Genomic DNA, 25,340 nt, shown 5'->3' with positions numbered 1-25,340 from the left:
GGCAAACTTCACTTAAGAGCTGTAAACTTTATTCATACAGACGCATGCGTTTTCCTTAAATATCACCTCCTATCTTTTGACGTCATTGTTGCAATGCAGGAAATCGGCTTTGCCATAGCACACCGCGCGCCTGTGGCGGCAGGCCTGCTCCCGGCAGGTCGCAGCGCCTCATGGCGGCGTTCCTGCTGCATGGCCGTGGTTGCCGCGAGAGCCTGACAGGTATAGGGTTATCGTTATATCTTTCAGAATATAACTGTTTGAGGCTGCCGAGGCATGCTCCCACTCTTCCGCAGGATCGCCGCGCCGCTGCTCGGCACCATTCTCATGTTCGGTTCCGGAGCGGGCTGGGCGTTGGAGGACCGGGTCGTCGTGATGACCAGCTACCCGGATGAACTGGTCCAACGCTATGAGCAGGCGTTCGAGCGCGCCAATCCCGGCACCGACCTGCAAGTGGTCTGGAAACCGTCACGCGACGCTGCGCTGGACGAGACGGCTGGCCGGCCTCCTGGGCCGACACGTTGATCTGGCCGAGCGTGAAGACGCCGGCCCCGGCATTGACAGCTGGATCGTTGGCGGCATCGGCCGCAAACACCTCGCCAGCACTCAGCGCCCCAATCGTAAACGTAATATACAGACAGGAATTATGCATCTCGCCCCCAATGGTAGCCGTTTCCCTCTCACCGATGCGGCAGCCCCCTGCGGACCCCACCTGCTAGCCGCAGACGATATATCTGTACGGATATATCGTCTGCGGCCACTCTGTTAAGAGGCTCTCTGCCTTAGAAGCAGGATGATCCGTCACCTAGACAGGGTGTGCGGTCACGCGGGGGGCGCTTTCAGCGCCGCTCCATGCTGCCCGGCCGGTCTTCCATCACAGGAGTCGGGCACAGGACTCGGTCCCAGGACGCAGGTTATCGCTGCACCACCAATTCCGGTCACTGTGGTCCGTGTGGCCTTGTGGGGACGATGTCGCCATAGCAATCGGAATGATGGGCGCAGGCATCGCAGACGGTTGGCCGGTCGGTGGGCCGGCCTTCGGCGAGGAGCCGCTCGTAGAAGAAGCGTTTCCAGCGCAGCTTGCGGGTGTTGGCGGACGCCAGCGGATGGAAATGGCGCAGAAGCAGATCCGCCAGGGAGTTGCGCCCCACCAGCCCGAGGGAGCGCCAGAGATGATCGTTTTCCACGCAGGCGCGCGCGATGATGACGGCGAAGGCCGCGGCAATCGGCTGATCCGTGCTGCGGTTGCGCAACAGCAGACCGAGGAAGTCCTCCTCCTCGCGCTTCGACCGCAGGATCTCTGGCCGCAGGATCTCCGCCCGCAGGATCTTCGGCGCGGCGATGTCCATGGGGACGGCACAGGCGTGGCGATGCTCCGCTTCCGCGTCGGCCAGACGATGGACGTGCCGGGAAAAGCAGTGCCCCGGCGTCCAGCTGGCGGCCGCCTCCGGGAAGACGGTCCTGACCAGGGCGCCCAGGCTGTCCGGGGGCAGCCCCAACGCGCATGGGTAGGATGCCGACGCGTCACTGCAACGGCGCAGCAGCATGCGCCCGAGATCCTGCGTATCGGCAAAGTCGCCGGATACCGAACACGCCATCAGGCGATGGTAAGCCGCAGAGTCCGTCACACCCGCCTCTCATCGGTCATGGTCATCCGTATCTAGCGACCGATGACCGCTCGTGCCAAGGGGATGCTCTCGGGTCGGGCGCACCGCCCGGCGCGTGAGGGGCCGGACCCTTGCTGTCTGACGATGATGGCGTGGAAGGGAGCTCGGTTACTTGTCGCGCTCGCACGCCGTCGGAGGACGTCCGCCCGGCTGTGCCCGCCACAGCGACACCCACCAGCGGTCCAGCGCGGCACGGTCGCAGGGCAGCCTGACGGTCAGCCCATTGGCAAGCTCGAGCCAGTGGGGGAACAGCGCCTCGGGCACCGCGATGACCGCCGGCAGCTCGCGCAGCATCGCGAGTTGCAGCACGTCGAGCAGGCCGGAGCCGTTGAGTTCCTGCCAGCCGAAGCGGTTCAGCACAACGATGTCAGGCCGCCCTTCGACCAGGACCGCCAGCCGCCGTCCGATGTCGGCCAGCGCCTCGCCGCCGGGATCCTCATCGGGAGAGGGGCTGCCCTGGCCGGAAAGCAGGCGGAAGCCGTGCGCCGCCCGCCCCTCCACCGGTGCCTCCCGGCGGACCTGCACGATCCCCACCGCGTCGATACCCTGCGTCTGGAGGTCGAGCAGGAAACCGGAGAGCAGCCTGTCGGGGTCGTCCGTGCCGCCATAGACGACCGCCGCGACGTCCGAGCGGTCGTCGAACGGAGGCCGGACCGGAGGCATGCGAGCGAGGGACGGATGTTCGTGGAGGGGGCGGGGCACGGTCAGTGCTCCCCGCCCGACGGCAGGCCGACCGGGTCGAAACCGAAGCGTGCCAGCGTCGCCTGCCCCTCCGGCGACAGGATCGCCAGCATCAGCCCGACGGCGGCCGGCTTCTGGAGGCTGGTGATCGCCAGGCCATATTCGGGACCGGTGGCGTAGGGCGGCGGAACCGGCACCACCTGGAGGTCGGGCGTGGCCTGGCGCCGCTGCTCGGCGCCGCTGCAATAGGCGATCATGACGGTGATGTCGCCGCGCGCGAAAGCCGAGGCAATCGGGTCGGGATCGGACGGGTCGGCGGCGGTGCTGCCGCCGACGATCTTCCTGGCCTTGGCGTCGAGCGTGGCGAAAGCGCCGGGATGGTGCTGCCCGATCCGCTGGAACATCTCCCAGGTGTAGTCGCCGCCGGGATCGGCCTTGGGCGTCGAGGTGCCGATCCGCACCGATGGGGCGAGAAGCCGCTCGGCGAAGGAAGCCGGCTCCAGCCGCGCGTCGGGTTTGGCGAAAGCGCACAGCCGGTTGCGGGTGAACATCGCCACGGCGGCGGCCCGCCCGTCCTTGCGCAGGGTCAGCGCATGTCCCATGTCGGCCGAGGTGAAGAGATCGACCGCCTCGCCGGCCTCGATCCGGTCGCGCATCAGACCTGACGGTCCGAAGGCGGTGCGCACGCTGTTGCCGGTCGCCTTGGCATAATCGGCGGCGATGGCGGTCATCGCGGCGCGCAGGCTGCCCGCCCCATAGAGGACCAGCTCCTCGGCGCGGGCCGTGGACACGGGGATGGCGGACGAGGCCGCGGCGGTGGCGGCCAGCAGCGTCAGGGCGGCAAGGCGGCGGAGCGGAATCATGGACTCTTGACCTCGATCGGTGGGGCGGCGATGGCCGCGATGAAGGTGGCGATGCATTTTCCTGCGCTCCGCAGGGCTTCCTCCGGCTCCACGAGACGCGCGGCGAGGGCGCCTGCCTGTGCTTTCTCGTCGTTCAGCTTGCGCCACAGCGGGCCTGCGAAGAACCGGGAGATGGAGCATCGGGATGTCCGCACCTCTATATTCGAATGAATATAGCGTAACAGGCTCGGCGAGGATCGGGCAATCATCCTGTTGCGTGACCGTGGAAGCGGAAGTCGGGCTGGGCTGGGCTGGGCTGAAAGGAATCGTAAAATGCAATTAGGGGCCTTTGATTTAATTGGGAGATCGGCGGATTCTGGATCCATAAATTTGTTGAGTGTAATTCCAAAATAAACAGAATGATGACGTGATTTCCAAGCATGTTTCTGCACACGCATTGCGAGTTAATTTTTACTATGTGCTTGTGCTTGCGATTTTGTATCTTGCCATCATGCCTAAATACGCTGCGATTAGGCGCACCGTGAGCCCTTGGAAGCATCATCGGCGCAGGCGGGATTTCGCTTGAGTTTCCGTGCGGTAGAATGAGCAGTTTCCCCGGTGCCGCCTCACGGCCCTTTGCGCGACACTCTTTGACGGACACGCATCACAGAAGATCTTGCGGATGTGGTGCGATCACGCTTCTTCCGCGCCAGCAATCTACCCCAAACTTCCGGCAAAACGCTCGGCAAGACGGTCCCGGCGGAACAGGTCGAGCAGCGTGTCGATGAAAACCCGTGTCTTTGCCGGCATCTGGGCCCGGCTCGCATAGTAGAGCGAGATCGCGCCTGCGTCCGCGTACCACCGGGGTAGGAGGCGTAGCAGATCGCCCCGCTCAAGATGCTGAAGCACGTCCGGTACGGCAAGAAGCGCAACGCCCAGCCCGAGCAGTGCCGCCTCGCGCATGGCGGCCGGATCGTTGACAACAATGCTCTCCGGCAGCATCGCCGGCAGTTCGACACCTGCCGCGTCACGCATCGCCCATTGGCGCACTCGGCCAGTGTGGACGGAGCGCATGACGATTCCCTGGTGCTCCGCCAGTCCGGGTGGATCGACCGGCGCGATCCGGTCGGTCATATAGGCCGGCGACGCCACCGCGATGATGTGGGCGGGCGCCAACGGGCGTGCCACCACGCCCGTCGCGAGGTCAAAGCCGCCGCCGATCGCCGCATCATATCCTTCGGCGATCAGGTCCACCGGGCGGTTCTCGAAATGCCATTCCGGCCGGATGAGCGGATAGCGGGCCAGAAAGCCGGGCAGCAGGGGCAGGACATGCGTGATGCCGAAGGTCGGCGGCAGGCTGACCTTCAGCACGCCGGCCGGTTGTTCCGCATTCGTCGCCACATCGGCGATGGCGGCCTGCAAGGTTTCGAGAGTGCCGCCGATCGCCGACAGGAAGCGCTCCCCGGCCTCGGTCAGGGTCAGCTTGCGTGTCGAGCGGTGGAACAACCGGACCCCGACGTTGCGCTCCAGCATCGCAACGTTGCGGCTCACCGCCGCCGGCGTCAGGCCCAGGCGGCGGGCCGCGGACGAGAAGCTGCCGGTTTCGGCGCTGCGGACGAAGGCTTCCAGATTGGCGAGCGTTTCCATCCAGCTATTTTAAATGGATACTTGAAGATAATCCAAGCCATTCCCTGCTAATCATGGAGAGATGAAAAGGCGACACTCCCGTCATCGAAACCCAACGGAGTGTTCCCGCGATGAGCAGCCTTTCTCCCCTGACCGGCAAGGTCGCCCTGGTTACCGGCGGTTCGCGCGGCATCGGCGCCGCCATCGTCAGGCGCCTTGCCAGGGATGGCGCGGACGTCGCATTCAGCTACGCGCAGACCAAGGACAAGGCCGACGAGGTGGTGGCGTCCGTGGAGAGCCTCGGCCGCCGCGCGGTGGCGATCCGTGCCGATCAGGCCGTGAGCGCCGATGTCGAACGCTTGGTGAAACAGGCCCATGAGCTGTTCGGTCGGCTGGACATCCTGGTCAACTCGGCCGGCGTCTTCGTCACCGGACTGGTCGGCGATCCCGCGGCGGACGTCGCCGCGTTCGACCGCCAGATCGACATCAACATCAAGGGCGTCGCGACGGCCGTGCGCGCCGCGGCACCGCTGCTCGGCGATGGCGGCCGGATCGTCTCCATCGGCACGACCGGCGCCGACCGCATCGCTTTTCCCGGCGTGGCCGACTACATCGCGACGAAGGCGGCGGTTGCCGCCTACACCCGTGGCTGGTCGCGCGATCTCGGCCCGCGCGGCATCACCGTCAATCTGGTCCAGCCGGGTGCGATCAACACCGACATGAACCCGGAATCAGCGGGTCATGCCGACGCCCTGCGCGCCATGACGTCGCTCGGCCGCTATGGCCAACCCGAGGACATCGCCGCCGCGGTCGCGTTCCTGGCCGGTCCGGATGCCGGCTACATCACCGGCGCGACCCTCACCGTCGACGGCGGCCAGATCGCCTGATCCCCATTCCTTCAAAGCAGGAGCATGATCCATGACCAGCATCGGCATCATCGGCGCCGGCAACATCGGCCGCGCCATTGCGACGGCTCTCGCCGCCAGAGGCATCGCCGCCATCATCGCCAACAGCCGCGGCCCGGAGACCCTGGCAACGCTGGCGGCTGACCTCGGGCCGTCGATACGGGCGGGGACGCCGGCCGAGGCGGCGGCCCAGGACATGGTGTTCGTCGCGGTGAACTGGTCGAAGCTGCCGGACGCACTCGCCGGTTTGCCCGACTGGGCGGGGCGCATCGTCGTCGACGCCAACAACCCGATCGAGGCACCGCTGTTCAAGCCCGTGCCTCTTGGCGACCGGTCATCCTCGGAGGTGGTCGCCGGTCTTGTCCCCGGTGCGCGGCTGGTGAAGGCGTTCAACCATCTCCAGCCGCATCTGCTTTCCGGCGATCCGTCCGGCGATGGCGGCAAACGCGTGCTGTTCTATTCGGGCGACGATGCCGACGCCAAGGCCCGGGTGGGCGCTCTGATCGACCGTCTCGGCTTCTTCGGCATCGACCTCGGCTCGCTCGCCCTCGGCAGCCGCCTGACCCAGTTCCCCGGCGGACCACTCCCCGCTCTGAACCTGGTGAAAATCTGAACCGTTCCACGGCGGCCGGCAGGCCGCTCCAGCAAGGGGAAGCACAATGTCCAATGCGGATCACACGGCGCATTCATCCGAAGAACCGGACTACAACCGCCTTCTGCGCTCGAACCTGGAACACGTCTTCAATGAGCGGGACGCCGGGAAGCGTGCCGCAGCCATCGCAGAGCTCTTCGTGGCCGAGCCGATCATGTACGAACCGACTGATATCGTAAGGGGACGTGCGGCCATCTCGGAGGTCGCGGGCGCTCTCCTGGAGCGGTTCGGACCTGCGTTTCGTTTCCAGCCGCAGGGCGACGCCGTGGGCCATCACGGTCTCGGATATCTTTCATGGAAAGCGGGTCCGGCCGATGGCCCGGTTGCGGTCACGGGAAGCGATGTGGCGGAAGTCGTCGATGGCAGGATCGCCAGACTGTGGGTGCTGCTCAACCCGGCGAAAACCTAAGCTGGACTTTGCGCATTGTGCCGGGAAGCAGACGGCCTGCAAGAGGCGGTTGAGAATGGGATCCGGCGGCTTCGCGATCTCCTGGCGAAGGGCTGCCGATGAGAAAGCTGTTTCACGCCATAGCTGGACGCATACGGTCGCGAAGGCATCTCAAGTTGCCGCTCCCCGTCACTGAGAAATGGCCTGCCCCATCCCCCCACCGGATGAGCGTCCCATCCTTTGCAAAAAAATCTGCGTGGCACGGAATAATCGCGTTGTCGGCCAGTCCACCCCGTCAAGACCGCGACGAGACAGACCGAAGAGCCTCCTATGCGATATCCGATAGTGGCAGCCGTGCCCCTCGCCCTGGTGATGGGAACGGCGGCACCAACGCCTGCCGGCGCCCAAACCGCCCACACCCACTCAACCGAGCCGGCCACGGCATCGGCGCTCGACGATGAAGCGCCGTTCCTTGCGGAAAACAACGCCGCCATGGACAGGATGATGTCCGGCATGGCGGTGAAACCGACAGGCGACGTCGACGCCGATTTCACGGCGATGATGATTCCCCACCATCAGGGCGCAATCGACATGGCGCTCGCCGAACTGCGGTACGGGAAGAACGAGCAGCTTCGGCGCATCGCGCAGGAGATCATCGTCGAGCAGCAGCAGGAGATCGCCGCGATGCGCATGGCCCTGGGCCAGCCGCTGCCGCCGTCCCTGCCGGTACCGACTCAGGTCCCGCCTCACTCGCCTGCCTCGCAGATCCCTCCGTCTGCAATGCACATGCACATGAAAGAGGGCCAGTCCCAATGAAGGGTCGTCTGCTTTCCACCCTGGCGATGATCGCCTGCACCATGCTTGCCGGACATCTGCCCGCCTATGCCGGGCAAGCGCCCTACGCCAGCACGGCGCCTGATTTTCCGATCAGCCACCGTGATCGCATCTACGCCGCCGAGCAATTCTCGAACACGGTTTCGGTCATCGATCCTGTTGACAACAGATTGCTCGGCGTCATTCGCCTGGGAGACCCACAGCCGGCGAACTTCAGCCCGCTCTACAAAGGCCAGGTCCTGGTCCATGGCATGGGTTTCTCTCCCGACCGCAAGACCATCGCGGTCGTGTCGATCGGCTCCAATTCGGTCACCTTCATCGACACGGCCACCAATTCGGTCAAGCACACCACCTATGTCGGACGCTCGCCTCACGAGGCGTTCTTCACCCCGGACGGCAGCGAGGTCTGGGTCACCGTGCGCGGCGAAGACTATGTCGCCGTCCTGGATGCCAAGACCTTCGAAGAGAAGACCCGCATCAAGACGCCGAACGGTCCCGGCATGCAGATCTTCTCACCGGACGGAAAATACGGCTACATCTGCTCGTCGTTCAACCCGGAGACCGATGTCGTCAGCGTGGCGGATCACCAGATCGTCGCCCGCATCCCGCAGGCCAGCCCCTTCTGTCCGAACATCGCGGCGACGCCGGATGGCCGGCAGGTCTGGTTCACCCTGAAGGATGTCGGCAAGACACAGGTCTTCAATGCCCAGCCGCCGTTCGATCCGATCAAGACGCTCGATACCGGCCCGATCACCAACCACGTCAATTTCGCACACAACGCCAATGGGACGTTCGCCTACGTCACCATCGGCGGCCTGAACGAAGTGAAGGTCTTCCGTACCGACAATTTCGAGCAGGTCGCGACCATTCCCGTCGGCAACCTGCCGCACGGCGTCTGGCCGTCGGGCGACGGCAGCCGCATCTATGTCGGGCTGGAGAATGCGGACGGAATGACGGCTATCGACACGATGACGAACACGGTGACTGCGACCGTGCCGATCGGCCAGGCGCCGCAGGCGATCACCTATGTGCCCGACGCCGTACCCGAAGGTGCCGGAACCGACAACCTGACCCCGCTCGGGGTCGCCGGGCAGGCGACGCATCTCGACCTCGCGGTCTCGGCGAACGGGAAGCCCGGGAAATCCGTCACGGCGGTGTCGCTGTTCGACCAGGGGTTGATTCAGGTTCTTCAGGCCTCGGTGACGAACCTCGAACCCAGGAAGCCCTATGTGCTGGCGCTGGCCGAGACGGAAGCCGGCCACGGCGCGCTGCAACCGCTCGCCGCGTTCATGACGAATCCGGCCGGATCCGCGATTGTCAATGCGTCGGGACCGATCCGGCAGATCGTGCAGAACACTGCGAAAGCCGAGAAACGATATCTGGTCATAACCGAGGGCACGGCGGCCCAGCCCGGTGCCGTCGTCCAAATCCAGGCGCGGTGACATTCGGCCGGCCCGCCCTCAAACGCGGAGGCGGGCCGGCGCACGTCTCAGTATTCCCAGTCTCGGTATCCATGGTCGCACGATGCCCGATGATGATCGAACTGCTTGAACCCCTTATACCGGCGCTTCGCCGATACGCGCGCTCGCTGCTTCGTGATCGCACGGCGGCCGACGATCTGGTCCAGGACTGCCTGGAACGCGCCATCGCCCACTGGAACCAGCGCCGGGTCGACGGCGACACCCGCAGATGGGTCTTCACCATCCTGCACAACCTCGCCATGACGGAATTGAAGCGCAGATCCACGCGATCCTCGGACATCGACGTCGACGCCGCCGAAAACTGGCTCTCGACGCCGCCGGCGCAGGAGGATGGCCTGCATCACCGTGCCCTGTTGCATGCGCTTGGCACGCTTCCCGAGGACCAGCGCGCGGTCATTCTGCTCGTCAGCATAGAAGACCTCTCCTATGCGGATGCGGCCAGGATCCTCGATGTTCCGATAGGGACGGTGATGTCACGATTGTCCCGTGCGCGTGAAAAACTGCTGAAGAGCATCAGGGAGACGCCGGCCGAACCTGTCGGACAATCCCATTTGCGGAGGGTGAAATGATCAGCCGCCCGATCACCGAGGACGATCTCAATGCCTTCGTCGACCAGCGCCTCGATCCGGTCCGGCAGGCCGAGGTGGCGGCCTATCTGGAGGTCCATCCCGACGTGGCGGAGCGCGTGTCGGGCTATGCCGCCCAGCGCGACGATCTCAGAGCCCTTCTCCTGCCGATAGCCGACGAACCGGTTCCCGCGGCACTCAATGTCAGACACATCGCGGAAGGCCGAGGGCGCCGATCCCGCTTGCCGTGGTGGGCCGCCGCCGCGGCCGTTGTATTGATAAGCTTCGGCGGTGCCGGAGGCTGGGCACTTCGGGGATTGTCCGATCCGCCGCTGCAGGGCGTCGCCTCGCTCGGCCAGGAGGCTGCCGACAATTACGTCGTCTTCAGCCCTGACCGCCTCCGGCCCGTCGAACTGCGTGCCGGCGCCGGTGCCGAACTTGCCGATTGGATTTCCGCCCGTCTGGGACGGCAGGTCGGGATTCCGAACCTCGAAGCATCGGGCTACCGCTTCATGGGCGGACGTGTCGTCGCGACCCCGCATGGGCCGGCGGCGCTCTTCATGTATGACGATGACCACGGCACGCGTCTGGTCATGCTGAGCCGCCCCATGGCGGTCGATCGGGATGTCCCGATGCAGCCCTTGAGCCGGACGTCGACCAGCGGCTTTTCATGGGCGGCCAAAGGCATGGGCTACAGTTTGGTCGGACCCGCCGATGCGCAGGCGCTTCTGCATCCGATTGCCGACGAGGTGCGGCGCCAGATCGGTGAGGGCGTGTAGGGTCGGGAGATTTCAACTCAACCCCCTGCCCAGCCGACGTATCGAGAACGCCATTCGGCCTTCTGGCAGGCTTTGTCACGGCGGTTCCGTCAGCCCCCGCACCATCTTGCTTGTAACCGTGGGGCTGACGTGGAGGATCACCTCAACTCTGGAGGAGATGGATGCGCTGCCCGCCGGGCGTGATCCGCGTCTCCTTCAACCGCGACACCCCGAATGCCGCAACCGAAGGCCTTGGTGCAACAAGGCCCCATAGTGCCCGACGGGGCACCGGAACAACCGCTCGACGCTACCCAAAGGGACGCTCGTGCCGCGCGGCGATCCACGATAACCTCTGGTTATGAACATCCGGCAGCTCGAAGCGTTCAAGGCCATTGTCGAACTGGGAAGCTTCACGCGGGCGGCCGAAAAGCTGCATCTGTCCCAGCCTGCGGTGAGCAAGCTGATCCTGCTGCTAGAGCGTTCCTGCGGCTTCTCCCTGTTCCATCGGCAGAAGAACGGCGTCATTCCGACCGCCGAAGGCGAGATGCTGTACTCCGAGGTCGAACGGGTCTTTCTCGGCGTCGATTCCGTGTCGGCGCGAGCCCGCGCCATCCGGCAGTTCGACTATGGCGAGATCGAGATCGTTGCCTTTCCGTCGCTCGCGACCCGCGTCCTGCCGCCGATCCTGGCGGACTTCCTGCGGTCGAAGCCAGGTCTGCGGGTGACGCTGTCGAGCCGTAATTCCTGGCTTCTCGTCGACCGGGTCGCCTCGCAGGGGGTCGATGTCGGCTTCGGCATGGTCGCGTCCGAGCGCCCCGGCGTCCGTTTCGACAGGCTGTGCTCGATGGACGCGGTCTGCATCCTGCCGGTCGGTCACAGGCTGTCCGGTTGCCCGGTGATCGAAGCCGGGGACCTGCATGGCGAGCGTTTCGTCGCGATGGCCGAGGAGGACCGGGCCCAGCTCAAGGTCGATCAGGCCTTTTCCGAATGCGGTGCCGCACGCGACATCGTCCTGAAGGCACAGTTGACCGAAGCCTGCTGCTCCTTCGTGGCCGCCGGAGTCGGCGTCGCCGTCGTGGACCCGTTGAGCACGGTCGATTTCGCCCCGTCCCAGCTTGTCGTGCGCCCCTTCCGGCCGCTGGTGACCTACGACATCTGGGTCGTCACGCCGAGCTTCCGCGACATCTCGCTGGGTTCGCAAGCACTGATCGCGCATGTCCGCACCCGGCTGACGGCCAGGATCGCGGAGCTTGCGAAGCTGATCGGCGCGCCGGAATAGGCACCGCGAGGGGCATATCTCCTGGTTATGGCTGAGCCGCGACAAGCGATTTGACCCGACCGGCGCCCGAGTCCTCAATTCCAGCGGAGCAACCGGATCGCCGGCAGGAGCGCAGTGCCTGCCCGATCCCCCCTTCGTTGACGATTCGAGGTGGTTGATGGCCGCGATTACAGTGCTCACCCCGACGGGGACGCTAGGATACGGTTTCGGCGACGACGCTTTGGCCCGCGGCATGTCGCTGGGACCGGCCGTCATTGCGGTGGACGCCGGATCGACCGATCCGGGACCGCATTACCTCGGCTCCGGCAAGCCGCTGGTGTCGGACGTCAGCATCAAGCGGGAACTGACCGCCCTCATCCGCGCCGGCCGCGCGGCCGGCATCCCGGTCATCGTCGGCAGCGTCGGCGGTGCCGGGTCGGGCGTCCAGGTCGAGCGGACGGCCCGGCTGGTTCGCGAGATCGCCCAGGAGCAGGGCCTGAACTTCAGGCTTGCGACCATCCGCTCGGACATCCCGATCGAGCGGGCCAAACGGGCGGTCGCGGCGGGCGAAATCGTCGATTTCGAAGCCGGCACCCCCCTGACCACGGAGCTTCTGGACGAGACGGTGACGCTGGTCGCGCAGATGGGGCACGAGCCGATCTGCGAAGCGCTCGACGGCGGCGCGGACGTCGTCATCGCCGGCCGGGCCTGCGACGATTCGGTGATCGCCGCCTTCCCGATCTGGCGCGGGGCCGATCCGGCGCTGGCGATCCATATGGGAAAGATCCTCGAATGCGGAGCCTTCTCGGCCGAGCCCTTCGCCATGGACGTGATGCTCGGCACGGTGGAGGAGGACAGCTTCCTGCTGGAGCCCGGCAGCACGGCGAGGCGCGCCTCGGTCAAATCCGTCGCCGCCCATTCGCTGTACGAACGCGAGAACCCTTTCAAGCAATCCGGCCCTGGCCACGAGATCGATCTGTCCGGCTGCACGTTCGAGCAGGTCGGTGAGCGTCAGGTCCGGGTGCGCGGCGCCACGTTGACGGAAACGACCGATTACTACGTGAAGCTCGAAGGGGCCAGGCTTGCCGGCTACCGCTCCATCGCCATCGCCGGCATCCGCTGCCCGACCACGATCCGGGCGCTCGACGCGATCCTGGACGACGTCCGCAGGAAGGCCCTGGATTACTTCGCCCCGGCGCCGGTCGCCGTGGCCTTCCACGTCTACGGCGGCAACGGCGTGATGAAGGAATTGGAGCCGGAAACGGCGCCCCAGCGCGAAATCGGCCTCGTGATCGAGGTGACGGCCGCCGACCAGGAACTGGCCCATGCGGCGTGCCACCAGATCAGCGGCGCGATGCTGCATTACCATTATCCGGGCATCATCAACACATCCGGCAACCTCGCCTTCCCCTATTCCCCTTCGGACCTGGATCTGGGACCGGTCTACGAGTTCAGCGCCTACCACCTGATGAAGGTCGACACCCCGACCGAACTATTCCCCGTCCGCTACGAGGATCTCTGAGATGAACACACGCCCGCTCAAGGATCTGGCCGACATCGTCCGCAGCAAGAATGCGGGCCCCTACCGGATCACCTTCGACATCCTGTTCAAGGACAAGGATCGCTACGAGGCCGTTCGCGCGACCGGTGCGATCAGCGCGGAGTCGGTCGCCAGAGCCTACGGCATCGACGTCTCGCAGGTGTCGTCCTTCTTCGAGATCGACATGGCCAACGCGATCAAGATCACCATCAGGCGCCCGCGCGCCCAGGGTTCGTCCGGCGATGGCGACATGTACGGCTGCCAGCATCATGTCCCCCTGATGCTCATCGCCGTCCCGGTGGGCTGACCGCCGCCGATTGTTCGCCTTGATGGAGGGGTGTGAACCCTGTTTCGAACGCGGCGCCCGTCCGGCGCCGTAAGCCAGCCCATTCCGGTGGGGAATGAGAATCCGCTACCGGTCCGGCGCGGTCTCCTCCAGCAGCCGGTTCCGGACCGCGACCAGCGGGGGTACAGGTCGCGGTCCCCGGGGCGGAAGAGGTCGTAGTGCCGCCGAACGGGTGGGCGCCGGGGCGGCCTTCAGGCTGCGTTGAGGGTCGAAGCGAAAACCTCGAGCCGCTCCAGCGTGAACGAGACGAAGCTGTCCACCAGATTGAACGAGCGCGCCGCCTTCGGCCGGATCAGCCAGATGTCGAATTCGACGGTGGGCTCGAACCGGCGGACGGCGATGCGCGTGTCTTCGTTGTTGAAGGCGCTGATTGGGTCGACCACGGCGACACCGGCCTTGGCCGCAACGAAGGAAAAGGCCGTCTCCGATTGGCCGGCCTCGATGCGGCTGCGCCGGGGCACCTTGAGTTCGTCGAACACGCGGTCGATCATGAAGCGCGAATGATCCTGCGGACCGAGCGAGATGAAATCCTCGTTCGCGAGGTCGTGGGCGTGGATGGTGTGACGCTCGGCCAAAGGATGCGCCGCCGGCAGGATGCAAACCCCGCGCAGGCGGTGCAGATGCGCGCTGACCACCTCGGGACGGTCGCCCGGCAGGATGCTCAGGCCGAAATCCACATGCTGGGCCGCGACCGCGTCGATCAGGCTGCGTGAGCGCATGCTTTCCAGACGGAAGCGCGTGTCGGGATGCGCCTCGCAGAAGCTCCACACGATCTCTGGCAGCACCCGCCGGGCGATAGCCGGGAAGGCGCCGACGCTGACGGATCCCCAGTTCTGGTCGCGCAGCGCCGTAGCCACCCGCGCGATCTGGCCGACGCCGATGAACATGCGCTGGACCTCGTTGTAGAGCGCTTCGGCCTCGCGGGTCGGCGTGATCTTGCTGCCCTGGCGGTTGAACAAGCGGAAGCCGCAGCTCCGTTCGAATTGCGCGATCAACTGGCTGACGGCTGGCTGCGAGATGCTCAGCCGCTCCCCCGCACGCGTCACGCTGCCGCTTGCCATGACTGCCTGGAAGGCCTCGATCTGTCGGACGTTCATCGGACTCAGCCATAAGTTCAGCTTATTCTCAGGGGCAAATTATCTATTATGACATTATGAAAGACAACGCGATCATAGGCTCCGAAGCGCCGATCCCATCGATTTTTCGTGCGCTCAAGCAAAAGGGGATCTTCATGACGCCTCGTTTCGCCAAGCCGCTTGCACTCCTCTCCCTGCTGGCGACCAGCCTCGTCTTTTGCGCCGAGGCAAAGGCCGATCAGCTCGACCGCGTCAAGCAGCGCGGCAAGCTGATCGCCGGCATCCGGAACGATTACGTGCCCTTCGGCTTCCTCGACCAGAAGGGCGAACTGACCGGCTTCGAGATCGATCTCGCGCGTGCCGTCGCCAAGGACATATTCGGCTCGGAGACCGCGATCGAGCTGGTTCCGGTCGTGGCCTCGAACCGCATCGAGCTGCTGAACGCCGGGCGCATCGACGTGATCTTCGCGACGCTGGGCAAGACGGCCGAGCGCGAGAAGATCATCGACTACACGGCGGAATACTATCTGATGGCCGGGATGGTGCTGCTGACGCCGAAGAGCGCGGAGTACAAATCCTGGGAAGACGTCAAGGGTCACAAGCTCTGTGGAAGCCAGGGCAACGTCTACAACCGGACGCTGATCGAGAAATACGGCGCCGATCTGGTCCTGTTCACCGGAACCTCGGAGATCTACAAGGCCTTCCAGGACAACCGGTGCGACGCGATTGCGTATGATGGCCCGAACCTTCACATGAAGGTGGCCGAGGAGGGCTGGAGCGACAAGTACAAGATCGCGCTCGACACCTTCGACTACATCCCCATCGGCGGCGGCGTCCGCAAGAACGAACCCGCCTTCCTGAACGCCGTCAACAAGGCCATCATCCGGGCCGAGGCGTCGGGGCTGATGGTCGAGGGCGAGAAGAAGTACAAGCTCGGCGTCAGCGATTACGTGACCAAGCGGGCCGCCGACGCGAAGGTGAAGGCCGCCGCGGCGAACTGAGGCCCTCCACGGCGGCCGGCTCGTCCGCATGATCGGAAAGACAGCATGCACAAGATCGAGGTCACGTCGCGGCGAACGCCACGGGTCGTGGAGCAGGCCCTGTGCCTGAACGACTTCGAGCCGTTGGCGGAACGGAGGCTGCCACGGGCGATCTTCAAATACGTCTCCGGCCACGCCGAGGACGGCGCGACGCATCGCCGGAACCTGCAAAGCTTCGCCGAGCGGTCCTTCATCCCGAACGTTCTCGTCGACGTCTCCCGGACGGACGCCACGACCCGCATCTTCGGGGTCGATTACGCCAGCCCGTTCGGCATCGCGCCCATGGGGTTCAGCCGGCTGGTGGCGCCGGATTGCGACGTGCTCTTCGCCCAGGAGGCGGCGCGGGCGAAGCTTCCGTTCATCCTGAGCGGGGCCTCGCTGACCCGGTTGGAGGAGGTGCGCCAGGCCGGCGCGACGAGCTGGTTCCAGGCCTACATTCCCGGCGACGAGGCGCGCATCCTTCCGCTGGTCGAGCGGGTGGAGCGCGCCGGCTTCGACACGCTGGTGGTGACCGTCGACACGGCGGTGCATGGCCAGCACGAGCTCGCCGCGCGCCACGGCTTCCGTTCGCCGGTGCGGCCGACCGCCGATCTGGCGTGGCAGGGGGTGACGCGGCCGGTCTGGCTGTGGCGCGTGCTGCTGCGCAGCCTGCTGACGCGCAACGCGCCGCATTTCGAGAACATGGACGCGGAGCGGGGGCCGCCCGTGTTCTCCCGGACGCTCGTCCGCGACATCGGCCGGCGGTCGAGCCTGTCCTGGGCGCACATCGAACGGCTTCGGCAGCGCTGGAAGGGCAAGCTCGTCCTCAAGGGGGTGATGTCCGCTCCGGACGCGCGGATGGCGGAAAAGATCGGCGTCGACGGCGTTATCGTCTCCAACCATGGCGGCCGGCAGATCGACTGCGCCCAAGGCTCGCTCGACCTGCTGGAGCGCATCGCCGATCAGGTCGACCGCTTGACCGTGATGTTCGACGGCGGCGTCCGGCGTGGCAGCGACGTCCTGAAGGCGGTCAAGCTGGGCGCCCAACTGGTTTTCGTCGGGCGGCCGTTCCTGCTGGCGGCGGCGGCCGGCGACCGGGTCGGCGTGGAGCACGCCCTGTCCCTGATGAAGGACGAGATCGCCCGGACCATGGCTCTGCTGGGCATCAACCGGCTCGACGAGTTCGACGCGGTTCCGCTCATCCGTAACGGCCGGGGCTGAACGCATGCAGAAACCCGTCAAACGTCAGACCGTGAGGATTCCGGCATGACGCTCGATTTCAGTTGGCTGCTCGACCCCCTTTATCAGACATGGTTGCTGCGCGGCGTCGGCACGACGATCCTGCTCAGCCTGCTGGGCATGGTCCTGATGTTCGTCATCGGCATCGCCGGCGCCGCCCTTCTTCATTTGAAGGTGCGGTTCCTGCAATCGCCGGTCACGATCTTCGTCGAACTGTTCCGCAACACGCCGCCGCTCGTCCAGCTTTTCTTCCTGTACTTCATGCTGTCGGAGATCGGCCTGACGCTCACCGATCCGGTGACGGGCGGACGGATCCCGCTGTTCACCGGCTTCACCTGCGTGGTGCTCTCGCTCGGCCTCTACAACGGCGCGATCGCCGTCGAGATCATCCGCTCAGGGCTGCTCGCCGTGCCCGCCCAGACCGTCGAGGGCGCCCGCTCGCTGGGATATTCGCGGTTGCAGACCTTCCGCCACGTCGAACTGCCCATCGGCCTCAGGATGAGCATCCCGCCCATGACCAGCAACATCGTCAGCCTGATAAAGACCTCGTCCCAGGCCGTGCTCGTGGCCGTGGCGGACATCATGTACGGCGCGACGCAGATCATGCTGGAAACCTTCCGCAACCTGGAGGTCATGCTGCTGATCTGGGTCATCTACCTCGTGATCGCCAGCATCGCCGTGCTGGTGGTGCGCCGGATCGCCGCCGCCTTTCGCATCCCCGGCTACGGGTCGTGACGGCCATGAACGCGGAACTCAAGCTCTTCGCGCTGGGCACCGCCGGTGTCACGCTGGTCCTCGCGGCGCTTCTCGTCACAGTCTACGGCGCGGAGACCGGACGCGTCCTCCAGGCGCTCGCCGCGCGGACGCCGCTGCTGCTGAGCGGCTCACCGGACTTCAGCCGGTTCGAGGGCGGCTTCGCCGCCAACATCGTCATCAGCATCTGGGCGATGATGATCGCCGCCGTCGCCGGCACCGCACTCGGCATCGGGATGATCTCCCAATCCCTCCTGGTCCGGGCCCCGTCGGTCCTACTCATGAACGTGCTCAGGAACTCGCCCTGGCTCGTCGTGCTCTACGCGATGCTCTATCTGCTGCCGTTCGAGATCGAGGCGTTCGGGACGATCTTCTCGTTCTCGCCCGTGATCAAGGCGATCATCGGGCTGGCGCTGCCGGTGACGGCCAACATCGCCGAGGTGTTCCGCGGCGGCGTGGAGGCGGTTCCGACCGGCCAATGGGAATCGGCCCGCTCGCTTGGCTATCGCCGGCTGCAGATCCTGCGCCGGGTGGTGGTGCCCCAGGCGATCCAGTTCATGACCCCGAACCTGATGACGACCTACGCCATGCTGTTCATCGGCACCAGCCTGGTCGTGGTGACGGGCGCCAACGACATCCTCTCGGTCGCCCGCACCGTCATCGCCAGCGACGGCGCGCATTACGCGACGGCAATCTATCTCTACGTGCTGTTCCTCTTCTTCCTCTTCTGCTTCCCGATCGCCATCCTGACGCGGTGGCTGGAGCAACGGGTGCGAGTTCGCCAATGACCCATCACCGGCATTCCCAGCAATCCGCCCCGCTCATCGAGATCCGGGACGTCCACAAATCCTTCGGCCCCGTCACGGTCCTCAAGGGCGTGTCGCTGTCCGTCCGCGACGGCGGCGTGGTTTGCATCATCGGGCCGTCCGGCTCGGGCAAATCGACGATCCTGCGCTGCATCAACGGTCTGATGTCGATCGACCGGGGAACGATCCGCGTCGGCCCCTTCGCGGTCGAGACGCTGAAAAGCGACAAGGCGCTGGTGCCGCTGCGGCATCAGGTCGCCATGGTCTTCCAGCAGTACAACCTGTTCCCGCACCGCACGGTGCTGCAGAACCTGACCATGGCGCCGGTGCAGGTGCTGGGCGAGAACCCGGCCGCCGTGCGCGAGCGGGCGCTCGCCCTGCTCGCCAAGGTGCGACTGACGGGAAAGCAGGACGCCTATCCCGGCGAACTGTCCGGCGGCCAGCAGCAGCGCGTCGCCATCGCCCGCGCGCTCGCCATGCAGCCCAAGGTCATCCTGTTCGACGAGGTCACCGCCGCGCTCGACCCCGAGATGGTCAGCGAGGTCCTGAACGTCATCCGCGATCTGGCGCGCGAGGGCATGACCTGCGTGCTGGTCACCCACGAGATGCGCTTCGCCCAGGAGGTCGCGGACGAGGTCTTCTTCACCGACCGCGGCGTGATCGTCGAGCACGGCCCGCCCGGGACGCTCTTCCAGAACCCCACCGACCCACGGCTGAAAGCCTTTCTCGAAAAGGTCCTGTGACGGCCCTTTCCTCAAGGAAACCCCATGACCCACCCTCTCAAGGTCCTGGTCCCCGACGTTCATCTCCGCGACCTCGACATCGAGCGCGGCGTATCGGGAGACCGGCTGGACTACCTTGTGTTCGACGAGACCGACCCGGCGGCCATCCCGGACGAGGCTTGGCGCTCCTGCGACGCGATCCTGGTCTGGCACCGCATGCGGATCACACCGGAGGTCGTCGCGAAGCTCGACAAATGCCGCCTGATCGTGCGGGTCGGCGTCGGGTTCGACAACGTCGACAGCGCGGCGTGCCGGGCGCGCGGCATTCCGGTCTGCAACGTGCCCAATTACGGCACCTCGGAGGTCGCCGACCACGCCCTTGCCATGCTGCTGCACCTCGTGCGCGGGCTCGGCTCCTACGAGGCGCGGCTGAGGGCCGATCTCGTGGCCGGCTTCCTGGCCGAAGACGTCCCCGTGGTGCGCCGGATCAGGGGGTCCACCTTCGGCGCGATCGGCATGGGGCGCATCGGCACCGCGGTCATGCGCCGGGCTGCCGCCTTCGACATGAAGGTGATCTACGTCGATCCCTATCTCCCGGAGGGCCATGAACTCGGCCTTGGGATCGAGCGGGTCAAGTCCCTGCCGGAACTGCTGTCCCGCTCCGACGTGGTCAGCCTGCACGTGCCCTTGTCCGAACAGACCCGCAACATCATCGGCAAGCGGGAACTGGCGTCGATGAAGCCCGGCGGCATCCTGCTCAACATCGCGCGCGGCGGCCTCGTCGACGTGGACGCGGTCCACGACGCGCTGAAGAGCGGGCATCTCGCCGCCGCCGGTCTCGACGTGCTGCCCAAGGAACCGCCCATGCCGCCGCCGCCGCTGATCGCGGCGTGGCAGGCGGAGGAGGCCTGGCTTGCCGGGCGTCTCGTCCTGACGCCGCACGCTGCCTTCTACTCCGAGGCCGGCTATCGCGACATGCGCGTTTTCTCCGCCGAGATCCTGCTCGACTTCCTGTTCGAGGGACGGCTGCGGAACAACGTCAACCCGGGCTGGGACGCGAAGGCTTCCTAAGCAGGATCCCGCCCTCCATCATCAGGAACGAGCCATGGCCTTCCAGCAGCACGACACCCAGTTCCGGGTCCTGAGCGACGAGGAACTCGACGCTTGGCGGGCGATCCCGCCGGCGGTCGCCTCCGACTGCATGAACCGCACCCAGGTGATGAACGCCGCGATCAAGCCGATCGCGGATGGTCAGGTTCTGTGCGGCCAAGCCCGGACGGTGACGACCATGGTCGGGGATTGCGGCCCGATCTGCGCGCTCATCAGCAACGCCCGGCCGGGCGAGATCGTGATGGTCGATGCCGGCGGTGTCGAGGACACCGCGGTCTGGGGCGGCGTCATGGCGGAGGAAGCCATCCATCGCCGGCTGGGGGGCGCCGTCATCGATGGCGCCATCCGCGACGTCGCGGACATGCGCAAAGCCGGTTTCACAATGTTCTGTAGGTCGGTCGTGCCGCGCGGGCCGCATCACGGCTTCGGCGGCATCATCGATGGGACGATTTCAGTGGCGGGGGTCCCGGTGCGCTCCGGCGACATCGTGTTGGGCAACGACGACGGCGTGGTCGTCGTCCCCCTGGAGCAGGCCGCCACGGTGCTGGCGGCCGCGCAAGCCCACCTGCTCAAGGAGGAAGGCTGGATCCGGAACATCCGGGCTGGCGTGCCGATTCCGAAGATGTTCGAGATGCCGAGCGCCAAATGACACCGCCGCGCGCTACCGCCCTCATCGGCACGGCTCCCGCTCAGAGGTTAATGCGGCACCGTCTACGTGTCGAGGGCCGGACGGATTGAAGGCGCGGCGGGCTGGAACCGTCTGCTGATTAAGGCGGCCAGCGGCGCGCCGGCGACCGCGGCCCAGGCCCGGAACGCCTGGGTGCGAGCCTTCCGATGGTCGACGGCAGGGCGGTGGTCGCGACGACGGTGGAGGAGGTTGGCGATCGGGTCGTGGATGGAGAGGAAGCGCTGGACCTGGGCGGGGTCTTTGAAGCGCTTCCTCTGCCGTTCACGCCGCCGGGCGGGTCGGTGGGAGTTCTCCGCCCGGTTGTTCAGCCCTTTGTGCTGGCGGTGTTCCCCGCCCATGCCCGACTGCTGCCTGGCGGCGTCGGATTTCAATTTGTCGGTGATCAGAACGCGCGGCGCTGCCATTTGCCGCCCCGCCGTGGGACCCGGCGGTTCAATGAGAACTGCTGCATGCCCCTTCCATGTGGGCAATCCCAAGTCTGCTCGCCACCGCAACCCAGACCATCCACGCAAACTGCGCAAGAACAGTTGAACCGGGGCAAGATCATCCCACTTCGAAATCCCGCTTCAGCAACCATTCGAGGAAAACCCGGCCGGCGCGGTCTTTCGCGGTGCCCGCGCTGTAAAGGACGTGGAAACCGGGCCCGACCAGCCTGTGTTGCGGAAAGGGCGCGACGAGCCGCCCTGCGGCGAGATCGTCCTTGATCAGTGCATAGGGCCCGATCGCCGCACCCAGACCGCTGATCGCGGCCTGGAGCGACAGGAAGAAGTGATCGAAGAACGGTCCGGCGATCGCTTCGGGCGTTGCCACATGGGTGGTCCTGAACCACCTTGTCCATGCGTCGGGCCGTGACTTCAAATGCAGCAGCGGCACCTCAAGCAGATCCTCGGGAGACGCAATCCGCTTCTGCTTCAGCAGGGTCGGGCTCAGCACGACAGTCGACACGTCATCGAGAAAACGCTGGCACACATGGTCGGGGCGACTCATGACATCGCGCCTGACAACGAAGTCGACCGGCTCGTTGAGATGGCCGATTCCATCCGTCGCCGAGGTCGAGATGCGCAGCTCGATCGAAGGGTTTGCAAGCTGAAACGCCGAGATTTGCGGAATCAGCCACCGCAGGGCAAAGGACGGGGTCGCGTCGACTTTCAGCACCCGCCCGCAGGTCCGGTGCGACAGTTGCTCCGAGGCGATGGCGAGGCGGTCGAAACAGGATCGCACATCCTCCAGGAAGGCGGTAGCCCCCGGTGTCGGACTGATGCCGCGTCCCGAACGCACGAAGAGGGGCTGCCCGAAATGATCTTCCAGCTGCTTGATCTGCTGGCTCACGGCACTGTGTGAAACCGCAAGCTCTTCGGCGGCTCTGGTCACGCTCGCGTGGCGTGCCACCACCTCGAAGACCCTGAGTGCGCGGAGCGGTGGAAGGCGTCTCATTTCCCAAGCCTCCTAACAGGTCGGTCAGATTTTCGAACTGGAGCGCCGACTGATTTTCTTACATACAGACATCGTACGGCGCAACCGATCAACCAAGAAAAACAATATATTTCAACGCATTCGCTGCTGGTACCGAGCAGCGGCCGTGCGGTCATGCGTCAGATCCACAGTGCCCGTCGCGGTCCGATTCTGAAGAACAGGGAAGATTCATGGCTGCAATCACCATCAGCAAGGTGTCGAAAGCCTACGGCAAGGCGGCTGTGCTCCAAGGCGTCGAGCTTGCAATCGACAATGGCACGTTCTTTACGCTTCTCGGGCCAAGTGGCTGCGGCAAAACCACGTTGCTGCGAAGCATCGCCGGCTTTATCTCTCCCGACACGGGGAAGATTCTCTTCGACGGCGAGGACATGACCCACGTGCCTGTCCATCGCCGGGACATCGGCATGGTGTTCCAGGATTACGCGCTGTTCCCCGACAAAACGGTGTTTGCCAACGTCGCCTACGGTTTGCGCGCCCGTGGCCATGACCGGAGCACCGTCGAGAAATGCGTCGCTGCGCACCTCGACCGGGTCGGCTTGGCGCATCTCGGCGACCGGTACCCGGCCGAACTCTCTGGCGGGCAACGCCAGCGTGCCGCGCTGGCCCGCGCGCTCGTCATCCGCCCGCGCGTGCTCCTGATGGACGAGCCGCTGTCGAACCTGGACGCAAAGCTGCGCGTCACCATGCGGGAAACCATCCTCGACCTTCAGCGGGCGTCCCGGACCACCACCATCTTCGTGACGCACGATCAGGAAGAGGCTCTGTCGATGTCCGACCGGATCGCCATTCTCGATCGCGGTGTCATCGCGCAGGTGGGCACGCCCGAGGATCTCTACGAACGGCCGGCCAACGCCTACGTCGCCGATTTCATCGGTGCCGCCAACGTGCTGCCGGTGCGGATCCTGCGGGCGGCGGGCGAAGGCCACGTCATCGCCGCGATCGCCGGACACGAATTGTGCTGCCTGGGCAGCGGCGCGGCGCGCGGCGGCGAAGACGGCAAACTCATTGCCCGGCCCGAATTGCTGGTGCTGGGCGAAGCCGAAGCGGCGCCCGGCACGCCGAACGTGCTCAAGGGCCAGGTTGCACGGCGGCAATATCTCGGCGCCCGCACGGTCTACACGGTGCGGATCGGCAACGAGTTCACGATCACGGCGGAGCGGCACGCCGGCGCCACGCACCAGCCCCTGCTGGCGCCCGGCCAGCCGGTGGATGTGGTCGTGCCGAGGACATCCCGCGTCGTGGCGGCCTGAAGGGAGGCGTATCCATGCGACAGCGTATTCTGCCCTGGGGCGCCCTGACCACCCTGTGCATTGCGATCAACGCCCTGTTCGTGCTCTTTCCTCTGCTGACGCTGGTGGGAAACAGCTTCAGCGGCGCCGACGGCCTCGGCTTCGACGGGCTTGCGAGGTTCCTGGCGACTCCCGATTACCTCAGAGGCCTGCGCAACACGGTGGTGCTCGGCGTCGCGGTCACCATCGCCGCGACTCTCGTGGGCGTGCCCTTCGCCTACATCGTGGCGCGCTATGATTTCCCGCTGAAGAACTTCGTAGCGCTTCTGCCGGTCGCCACCATCATCATTCCGGAAGTCATCACCTGTCAGTCCTGGCTTCTGGTGCTCGGCAACAACGGCTTCGTCACCAAGGCCCTGCGCGACTCGACGGGGATCGAGCTTCCAAGCTTCTACGGCTGGGGCGGCATGATCTTCGTCATGACGCTGGTGTACTACACCTACATCTATCTGGGCACGCTCGCCGCGCTGCGTGGATTCGATGGCCAGTTGGAAGAGGCGAGCCGGTCGCTAGGGCGCACCCCGGTCGAGACCGTATTCCGGGTGGTGATTCCCACCGTTGCGCCCGCCATTCTCGTCAACGCGATGGTGGTCTTCACCCTGGTCGTCGGAAATTTCGCGGTCTCGATCATCCTTGGCAACCGCATCCCGCTGCTCTCGATCCAGACCTACAACGCCTTCGTCAACGAGATGGGGGGCAGTCCGGTGATGCAGAGCACGCTCTCCCTGGTGATGATCACGCTGGTCGCCATCGTGCTGTTCGTGCAGAAGCGGTTTGTCGAGCGGCGGCTCGTGCAGATGGCGCAGGGGCGCGCGCCCGCTGCGGTCCGGGTTGCCTCGTGGCGGGGCATGGCCTTTGCCGGCCTCGTGATGGTGGTCGTCCTGCTGTCGTTCCTGCCGCTCGTCACCGTGTTCGTCGCCGCCTTCAGCGAAAGCCGGGGTCCACTCGTCCGCTGGGGCACGTTCTCGCTGGCGGGCATCGAGCGGGCGCTCACCGCAGGGGTCGACCCGATCCTGAATTCGCTCAAGTTCGCATCGGTCGCGACGGCGGCGGGCATCGCCTTCGCGGTGTTGGCGAGCTACCTGATCGTCAAGAAGCGGTCGGCCGCGACCCAGGCGCTCGATTACCTTGTCGTGCTGCCGCTGACCATCTCCGGTACCGTGCTGGGCATCGCGCTGGTGCAGGCGTTCAACAGCGGCAGCATGGTCCTCACCGGCACCGCGCTCATCATGATCGTCACCTATGTGGTGCGCCGGATGCCCTTCTCGATCCGTTCGGCCGCGTCCTCGCTCTACAACATTCCGGACTCGCTGGAGGAGGCGTCGATCAGCCTCGGCGTCCCTCCCCTGAAGACCTTCATCAAGGTCGTCGTTCCCGTGATGTGGGCTTCCGTCGCGTCCGCCTTCGTCCTGATGTGGGCGAGCACGCTGTCGGAGCTCAGCGCCTCCATCGTCGTCTACGGCGGCGGGCTGGAAACGCTGCCCATCGCGATCTTTCGCCAAGTCGACAGCGGCCGCATGGGGCCGGCTTCGGCCTACGCCGCCGTGCTTGTCGTCCTGATCGTCGTGCCGATCGCGCTGAGCGTGAAGCTGCTCCGCATCCGGCTGTTCGCCACCAAGTGAAG

At 65.6% G+C, this 25,340-nt stretch carries 28 protein-coding genes; 20 read left to right on the top strand and 8 right to left on the bottom strand.

Annotated features, from left to right (window positions below; genetic code table 11):
• The first annotated feature begins 273 nt into the window (after positions 1-273).
• Positions 274-522 (top strand): hypothetical protein, encoded by a 249-nt coding sequence (locus ABNQ40_RS05125; protein WP_391345669.1) that lies wholly within the window; start codon positions 274-276, stop codon positions 520-522.
• A 413-nt stretch (positions 523-935) separates the two neighbouring features.
• Here the strand turns inward: ABNQ40_RS05125 and ABNQ40_RS05120 are convergent, their stop codons facing one another.
• From ABNQ40_RS05120 to ABNQ40_RS05100, 5 genes are all read right to left on the bottom strand, one after another.
• Positions 936-1,544, bottom strand: coding sequence for a nitrogen fixation protein NifQ (locus tag ABNQ40_RS05120; protein WP_391345667.1), 609 nt, complete (start codon positions 1,542-1,544; stop codon positions 936-938).
• Positions 1,545-1,772: 228 nt separating this feature from the next.
• Complete coding sequence (locus tag ABNQ40_RS05115) at positions 1,773-2,366, bottom strand: DUF2478 domain-containing protein (protein WP_247879484.1); 594 nt, start codon at positions 2,364-2,366, stop codon at positions 1,773-1,775.
• A 2-nt stretch (positions 2,367-2,368) separates the two neighbouring features.
• Positions 2,369-3,208: an extracellular solute-binding protein gene (locus ABNQ40_RS05110; RefSeq protein WP_109047437.1), complete on the bottom strand. Its 840-nt coding sequence runs from the start codon at positions 3,206-3,208 to the stop codon at positions 2,369-2,371.
• A complete protein-coding gene (locus ABNQ40_RS05105) occupies positions 3,205-3,456 on the bottom strand; it encodes a hypothetical protein (protein WP_146255385.1) in 252 nt (83 codons plus the stop codon). Before ABNQ40_RS05105 ends, ABNQ40_RS05110 begins: the two co-directional genes overlap by 4 nt.
• A 448-nt stretch (positions 3,457-3,904) precedes the next feature.
• Positions 3,905-4,834: a LysR substrate-binding domain-containing protein gene (locus ABNQ40_RS05100; protein WP_391345665.1), complete on the bottom strand. Its 930-nt coding sequence runs from the start codon at positions 4,832-4,834 to the stop codon at positions 3,905-3,907.
• Positions 4,835-4,944: 110 nt separating this feature from the next.
• On the opposite strand from ABNQ40_RS05100, the gene ABNQ40_RS05095 reads away from it, so the two are divergent.
• The 10 genes from ABNQ40_RS05095 (at position 4,945) to ABNQ40_RS05050 (ending at position 13,502) form a co-directional block, all read left to right on the top strand.
• Entirely contained in the window at positions 4,945-5,700 is a 756-nt protein-coding gene (locus tag ABNQ40_RS05095; protein ID WP_109048634.1) for an SDR family NAD(P)-dependent oxidoreductase, read from the top strand.
• A 31-nt stretch (positions 5,701-5,731) separates the two neighbouring features.
• Positions 5,732-6,331: an NADPH-dependent F420 reductase gene (locus tag ABNQ40_RS05090; RefSeq protein WP_109048633.1), complete on the top strand. Its 600-nt coding sequence runs from the start codon at positions 5,732-5,734 to the stop codon at positions 6,329-6,331.
• A gap of 46 nt (positions 6,332-6,377) precedes the next feature.
• Positions 6,378-6,779: a nuclear transport factor 2 family protein gene (locus ABNQ40_RS05085; RefSeq protein WP_109048632.1), complete on the top strand. Its 402-nt coding sequence runs from the start codon at positions 6,378-6,380 to the stop codon at positions 6,777-6,779.
• Positions 6,780-7,088: 309 nt separating this feature from the next.
• The gene (locus ABNQ40_RS05080) at positions 7,089-7,574 is read left to right on the top strand and encodes a DUF305 domain-containing protein (RefSeq protein ID WP_391345664.1); all 486 of its coding nucleotides are present in this window, start codon (positions 7,089-7,091) and stop codon (positions 7,572-7,574) included.
• On the top strand, positions 7,571-9,034 hold the full coding sequence (locus ABNQ40_RS05075; RefSeq protein ID WP_109048631.1) for a YncE family protein: 1,464 nt from the start codon (positions 7,571-7,573) through the stop codon (positions 9,032-9,034). Before ABNQ40_RS05080 ends, ABNQ40_RS05075 begins: the two co-directional genes overlap by 4 nt.
• Before the next feature lie 89 nt (positions 9,035-9,123).
• Positions 9,124-9,642: a sigma-70 family RNA polymerase sigma factor gene (locus ABNQ40_RS05070; protein WP_109048630.1), complete on the top strand. Its 519-nt coding sequence runs from the start codon at positions 9,124-9,126 to the stop codon at positions 9,640-9,642.
• Positions 9,639-10,418, top strand: coding sequence for an anti-sigma factor (locus ABNQ40_RS05065; RefSeq protein ID WP_109048629.1), 780 nt, complete (start codon positions 9,639-9,641; stop codon positions 10,416-10,418). Before ABNQ40_RS05070 ends, ABNQ40_RS05065 begins: the two co-directional genes overlap by 4 nt.
• 337 nt (positions 10,419-10,755) lie before the next feature.
• Complete coding sequence (locus ABNQ40_RS05060) at positions 10,756-11,676, top strand: LysR substrate-binding domain-containing protein (RefSeq protein ID WP_109048628.1); 921 nt, start codon at positions 10,756-10,758, stop codon at positions 11,674-11,676.
• Positions 11,677-11,833: 157 nt separating this feature from the next.
• Entirely contained in the window at positions 11,834-13,177 is a 1,344-nt protein-coding gene (locus ABNQ40_RS05055) for an acyclic terpene utilization AtuA family protein (RefSeq protein WP_109048627.1), read from the top strand.
• Between the two features lies 1 nt (position 13,178).
• Positions 13,179-13,502, top strand: coding sequence for a DUF4387 domain-containing protein (locus ABNQ40_RS05050; protein WP_109048626.1), 324 nt, complete (start codon positions 13,179-13,181; stop codon positions 13,500-13,502).
• Positions 13,503-13,732: 230 nt separating this feature from the next.
• On the opposite strand, the gene ABNQ40_RS05045 is transcribed toward ABNQ40_RS05050, so the two are convergent.
• Complete coding sequence (locus ABNQ40_RS05045; RefSeq protein WP_109048625.1) at positions 13,733-14,638, bottom strand: LysR substrate-binding domain-containing protein; 906 nt, start codon at positions 14,636-14,638, stop codon at positions 13,733-13,735.
• A gap of 134 nt (positions 14,639-14,772) precedes the next feature.
• On the opposite strand from ABNQ40_RS05045, the gene ABNQ40_RS05040 reads away from it, so the two are divergent.
• From ABNQ40_RS05040 to ABNQ40_RS05010, 7 genes are read left to right on the top strand one after another with little or no spacing between them, the layout of a single operon-like run.
• Positions 14,773-15,618 (top strand): transporter substrate-binding domain-containing protein, encoded by an 846-nt coding sequence (locus ABNQ40_RS05040; RefSeq protein WP_109048624.1) that lies wholly within the window; start codon positions 14,773-14,775, stop codon positions 15,616-15,618.
• Between the two features lie 45 nt (positions 15,619-15,663).
• Positions 15,664-16,857: an alpha-hydroxy acid oxidase gene (locus tag ABNQ40_RS05035; protein WP_109048623.1), complete on the top strand. Its 1,194-nt coding sequence runs from the start codon at positions 15,664-15,666 to the stop codon at positions 16,855-16,857.
• 45 nt (positions 16,858-16,902) lie between these two features.
• Complete coding sequence (locus ABNQ40_RS05030) at positions 16,903-17,610, top strand: amino acid ABC transporter permease (RefSeq protein ID WP_109048622.1); 708 nt, start codon at positions 16,903-16,905, stop codon at positions 17,608-17,610.
• A gap of 5 nt (positions 17,611-17,615) precedes the next feature.
• Positions 17,616-18,416, top strand: a complete 801-nt coding sequence (locus ABNQ40_RS05025; RefSeq protein ID WP_109450217.1) for an amino acid ABC transporter permease — start codon at positions 17,616-17,618, stop codon at positions 18,414-18,416.
• Positions 18,413-19,177 carry an amino acid ABC transporter ATP-binding protein gene (locus ABNQ40_RS05020; protein WP_109048621.1) on the top strand — a complete coding sequence of 255 codons (765 nt, stop codon included), beginning with the start codon at positions 18,413-18,415 and terminating at the stop codon, positions 19,175-19,177. Before ABNQ40_RS05025 ends, ABNQ40_RS05020 begins: the two co-directional genes overlap by 4 nt.
• 24 nt (positions 19,178-19,201) lie before the next feature.
• Complete coding sequence (locus ABNQ40_RS05015) at positions 19,202-20,227, top strand: C-terminal binding protein (protein WP_109048620.1); 1,026 nt, start codon at positions 19,202-19,204, stop codon at positions 20,225-20,227.
• Between the two features lie 34 nt (positions 20,228-20,261).
• A complete protein-coding gene (locus ABNQ40_RS05010; RefSeq protein WP_109048619.1) occupies positions 20,262-20,915 on the top strand; it encodes an RraA family protein in 654 nt (217 codons plus the stop codon).
• Positions 20,916-20,977: 62 nt separating this feature from the next.
• Here the strand turns inward: ABNQ40_RS05010 and ABNQ40_RS05005 are convergent, their stop codons facing one another.
• Both ABNQ40_RS05005 and ABNQ40_RS05000 read right to left on the bottom strand, forming a co-directional pair.
• On the bottom strand, positions 20,978-21,358 hold the full coding sequence (locus tag ABNQ40_RS05005; RefSeq protein WP_199235258.1) for a DDE-type integrase/transposase/recombinase: 381 nt from the start codon (positions 21,356-21,358) through the stop codon (positions 20,978-20,980).
• Between the two features lie 139 nt (positions 21,359-21,497).
• The gene (locus tag ABNQ40_RS05000; RefSeq protein ID WP_109048618.1) at positions 21,498-22,388 is read right to left on the bottom strand and encodes a LysR substrate-binding domain-containing protein; all 891 of its coding nucleotides are present in this window, start codon (positions 22,386-22,388) and stop codon (positions 21,498-21,500) included.
• A gap of 209 nt (positions 22,389-22,597) precedes the next feature.
• Between ABNQ40_RS05000 and ABNQ40_RS04995 the strand changes: the two genes are divergently transcribed.
• Together ABNQ40_RS04995 and ABNQ40_RS04990 are read left to right on the top strand one after the other, a co-directional pair.
• Entirely contained in the window at positions 22,598-23,677 is a 1,080-nt protein-coding gene (locus ABNQ40_RS04995) for an ABC transporter ATP-binding protein (protein WP_109048617.1), read from the top strand.
• Between the two features lie 14 nt (positions 23,678-23,691).
• A complete protein-coding gene (locus ABNQ40_RS04990) occupies positions 23,692-25,338 on the top strand; it encodes an iron ABC transporter permease (RefSeq protein WP_109048616.1) in 1,647 nt (548 codons plus the stop codon).
• The last annotated feature ends 2 nt before the right edge of the window (positions 25,339-25,340 follow it).

Source organism: Azospirillum sp. A23 (assembly GCF_042938965.1).
GTDB classification, from domain to species: Bacteria; Pseudomonadota; Alphaproteobacteria; order Azospirillales; family Azospirillaceae; genus Azospirillum; species Azospirillum melinis.
This window is presented reverse-complemented; position numbering and strand designations above follow the sequence as displayed.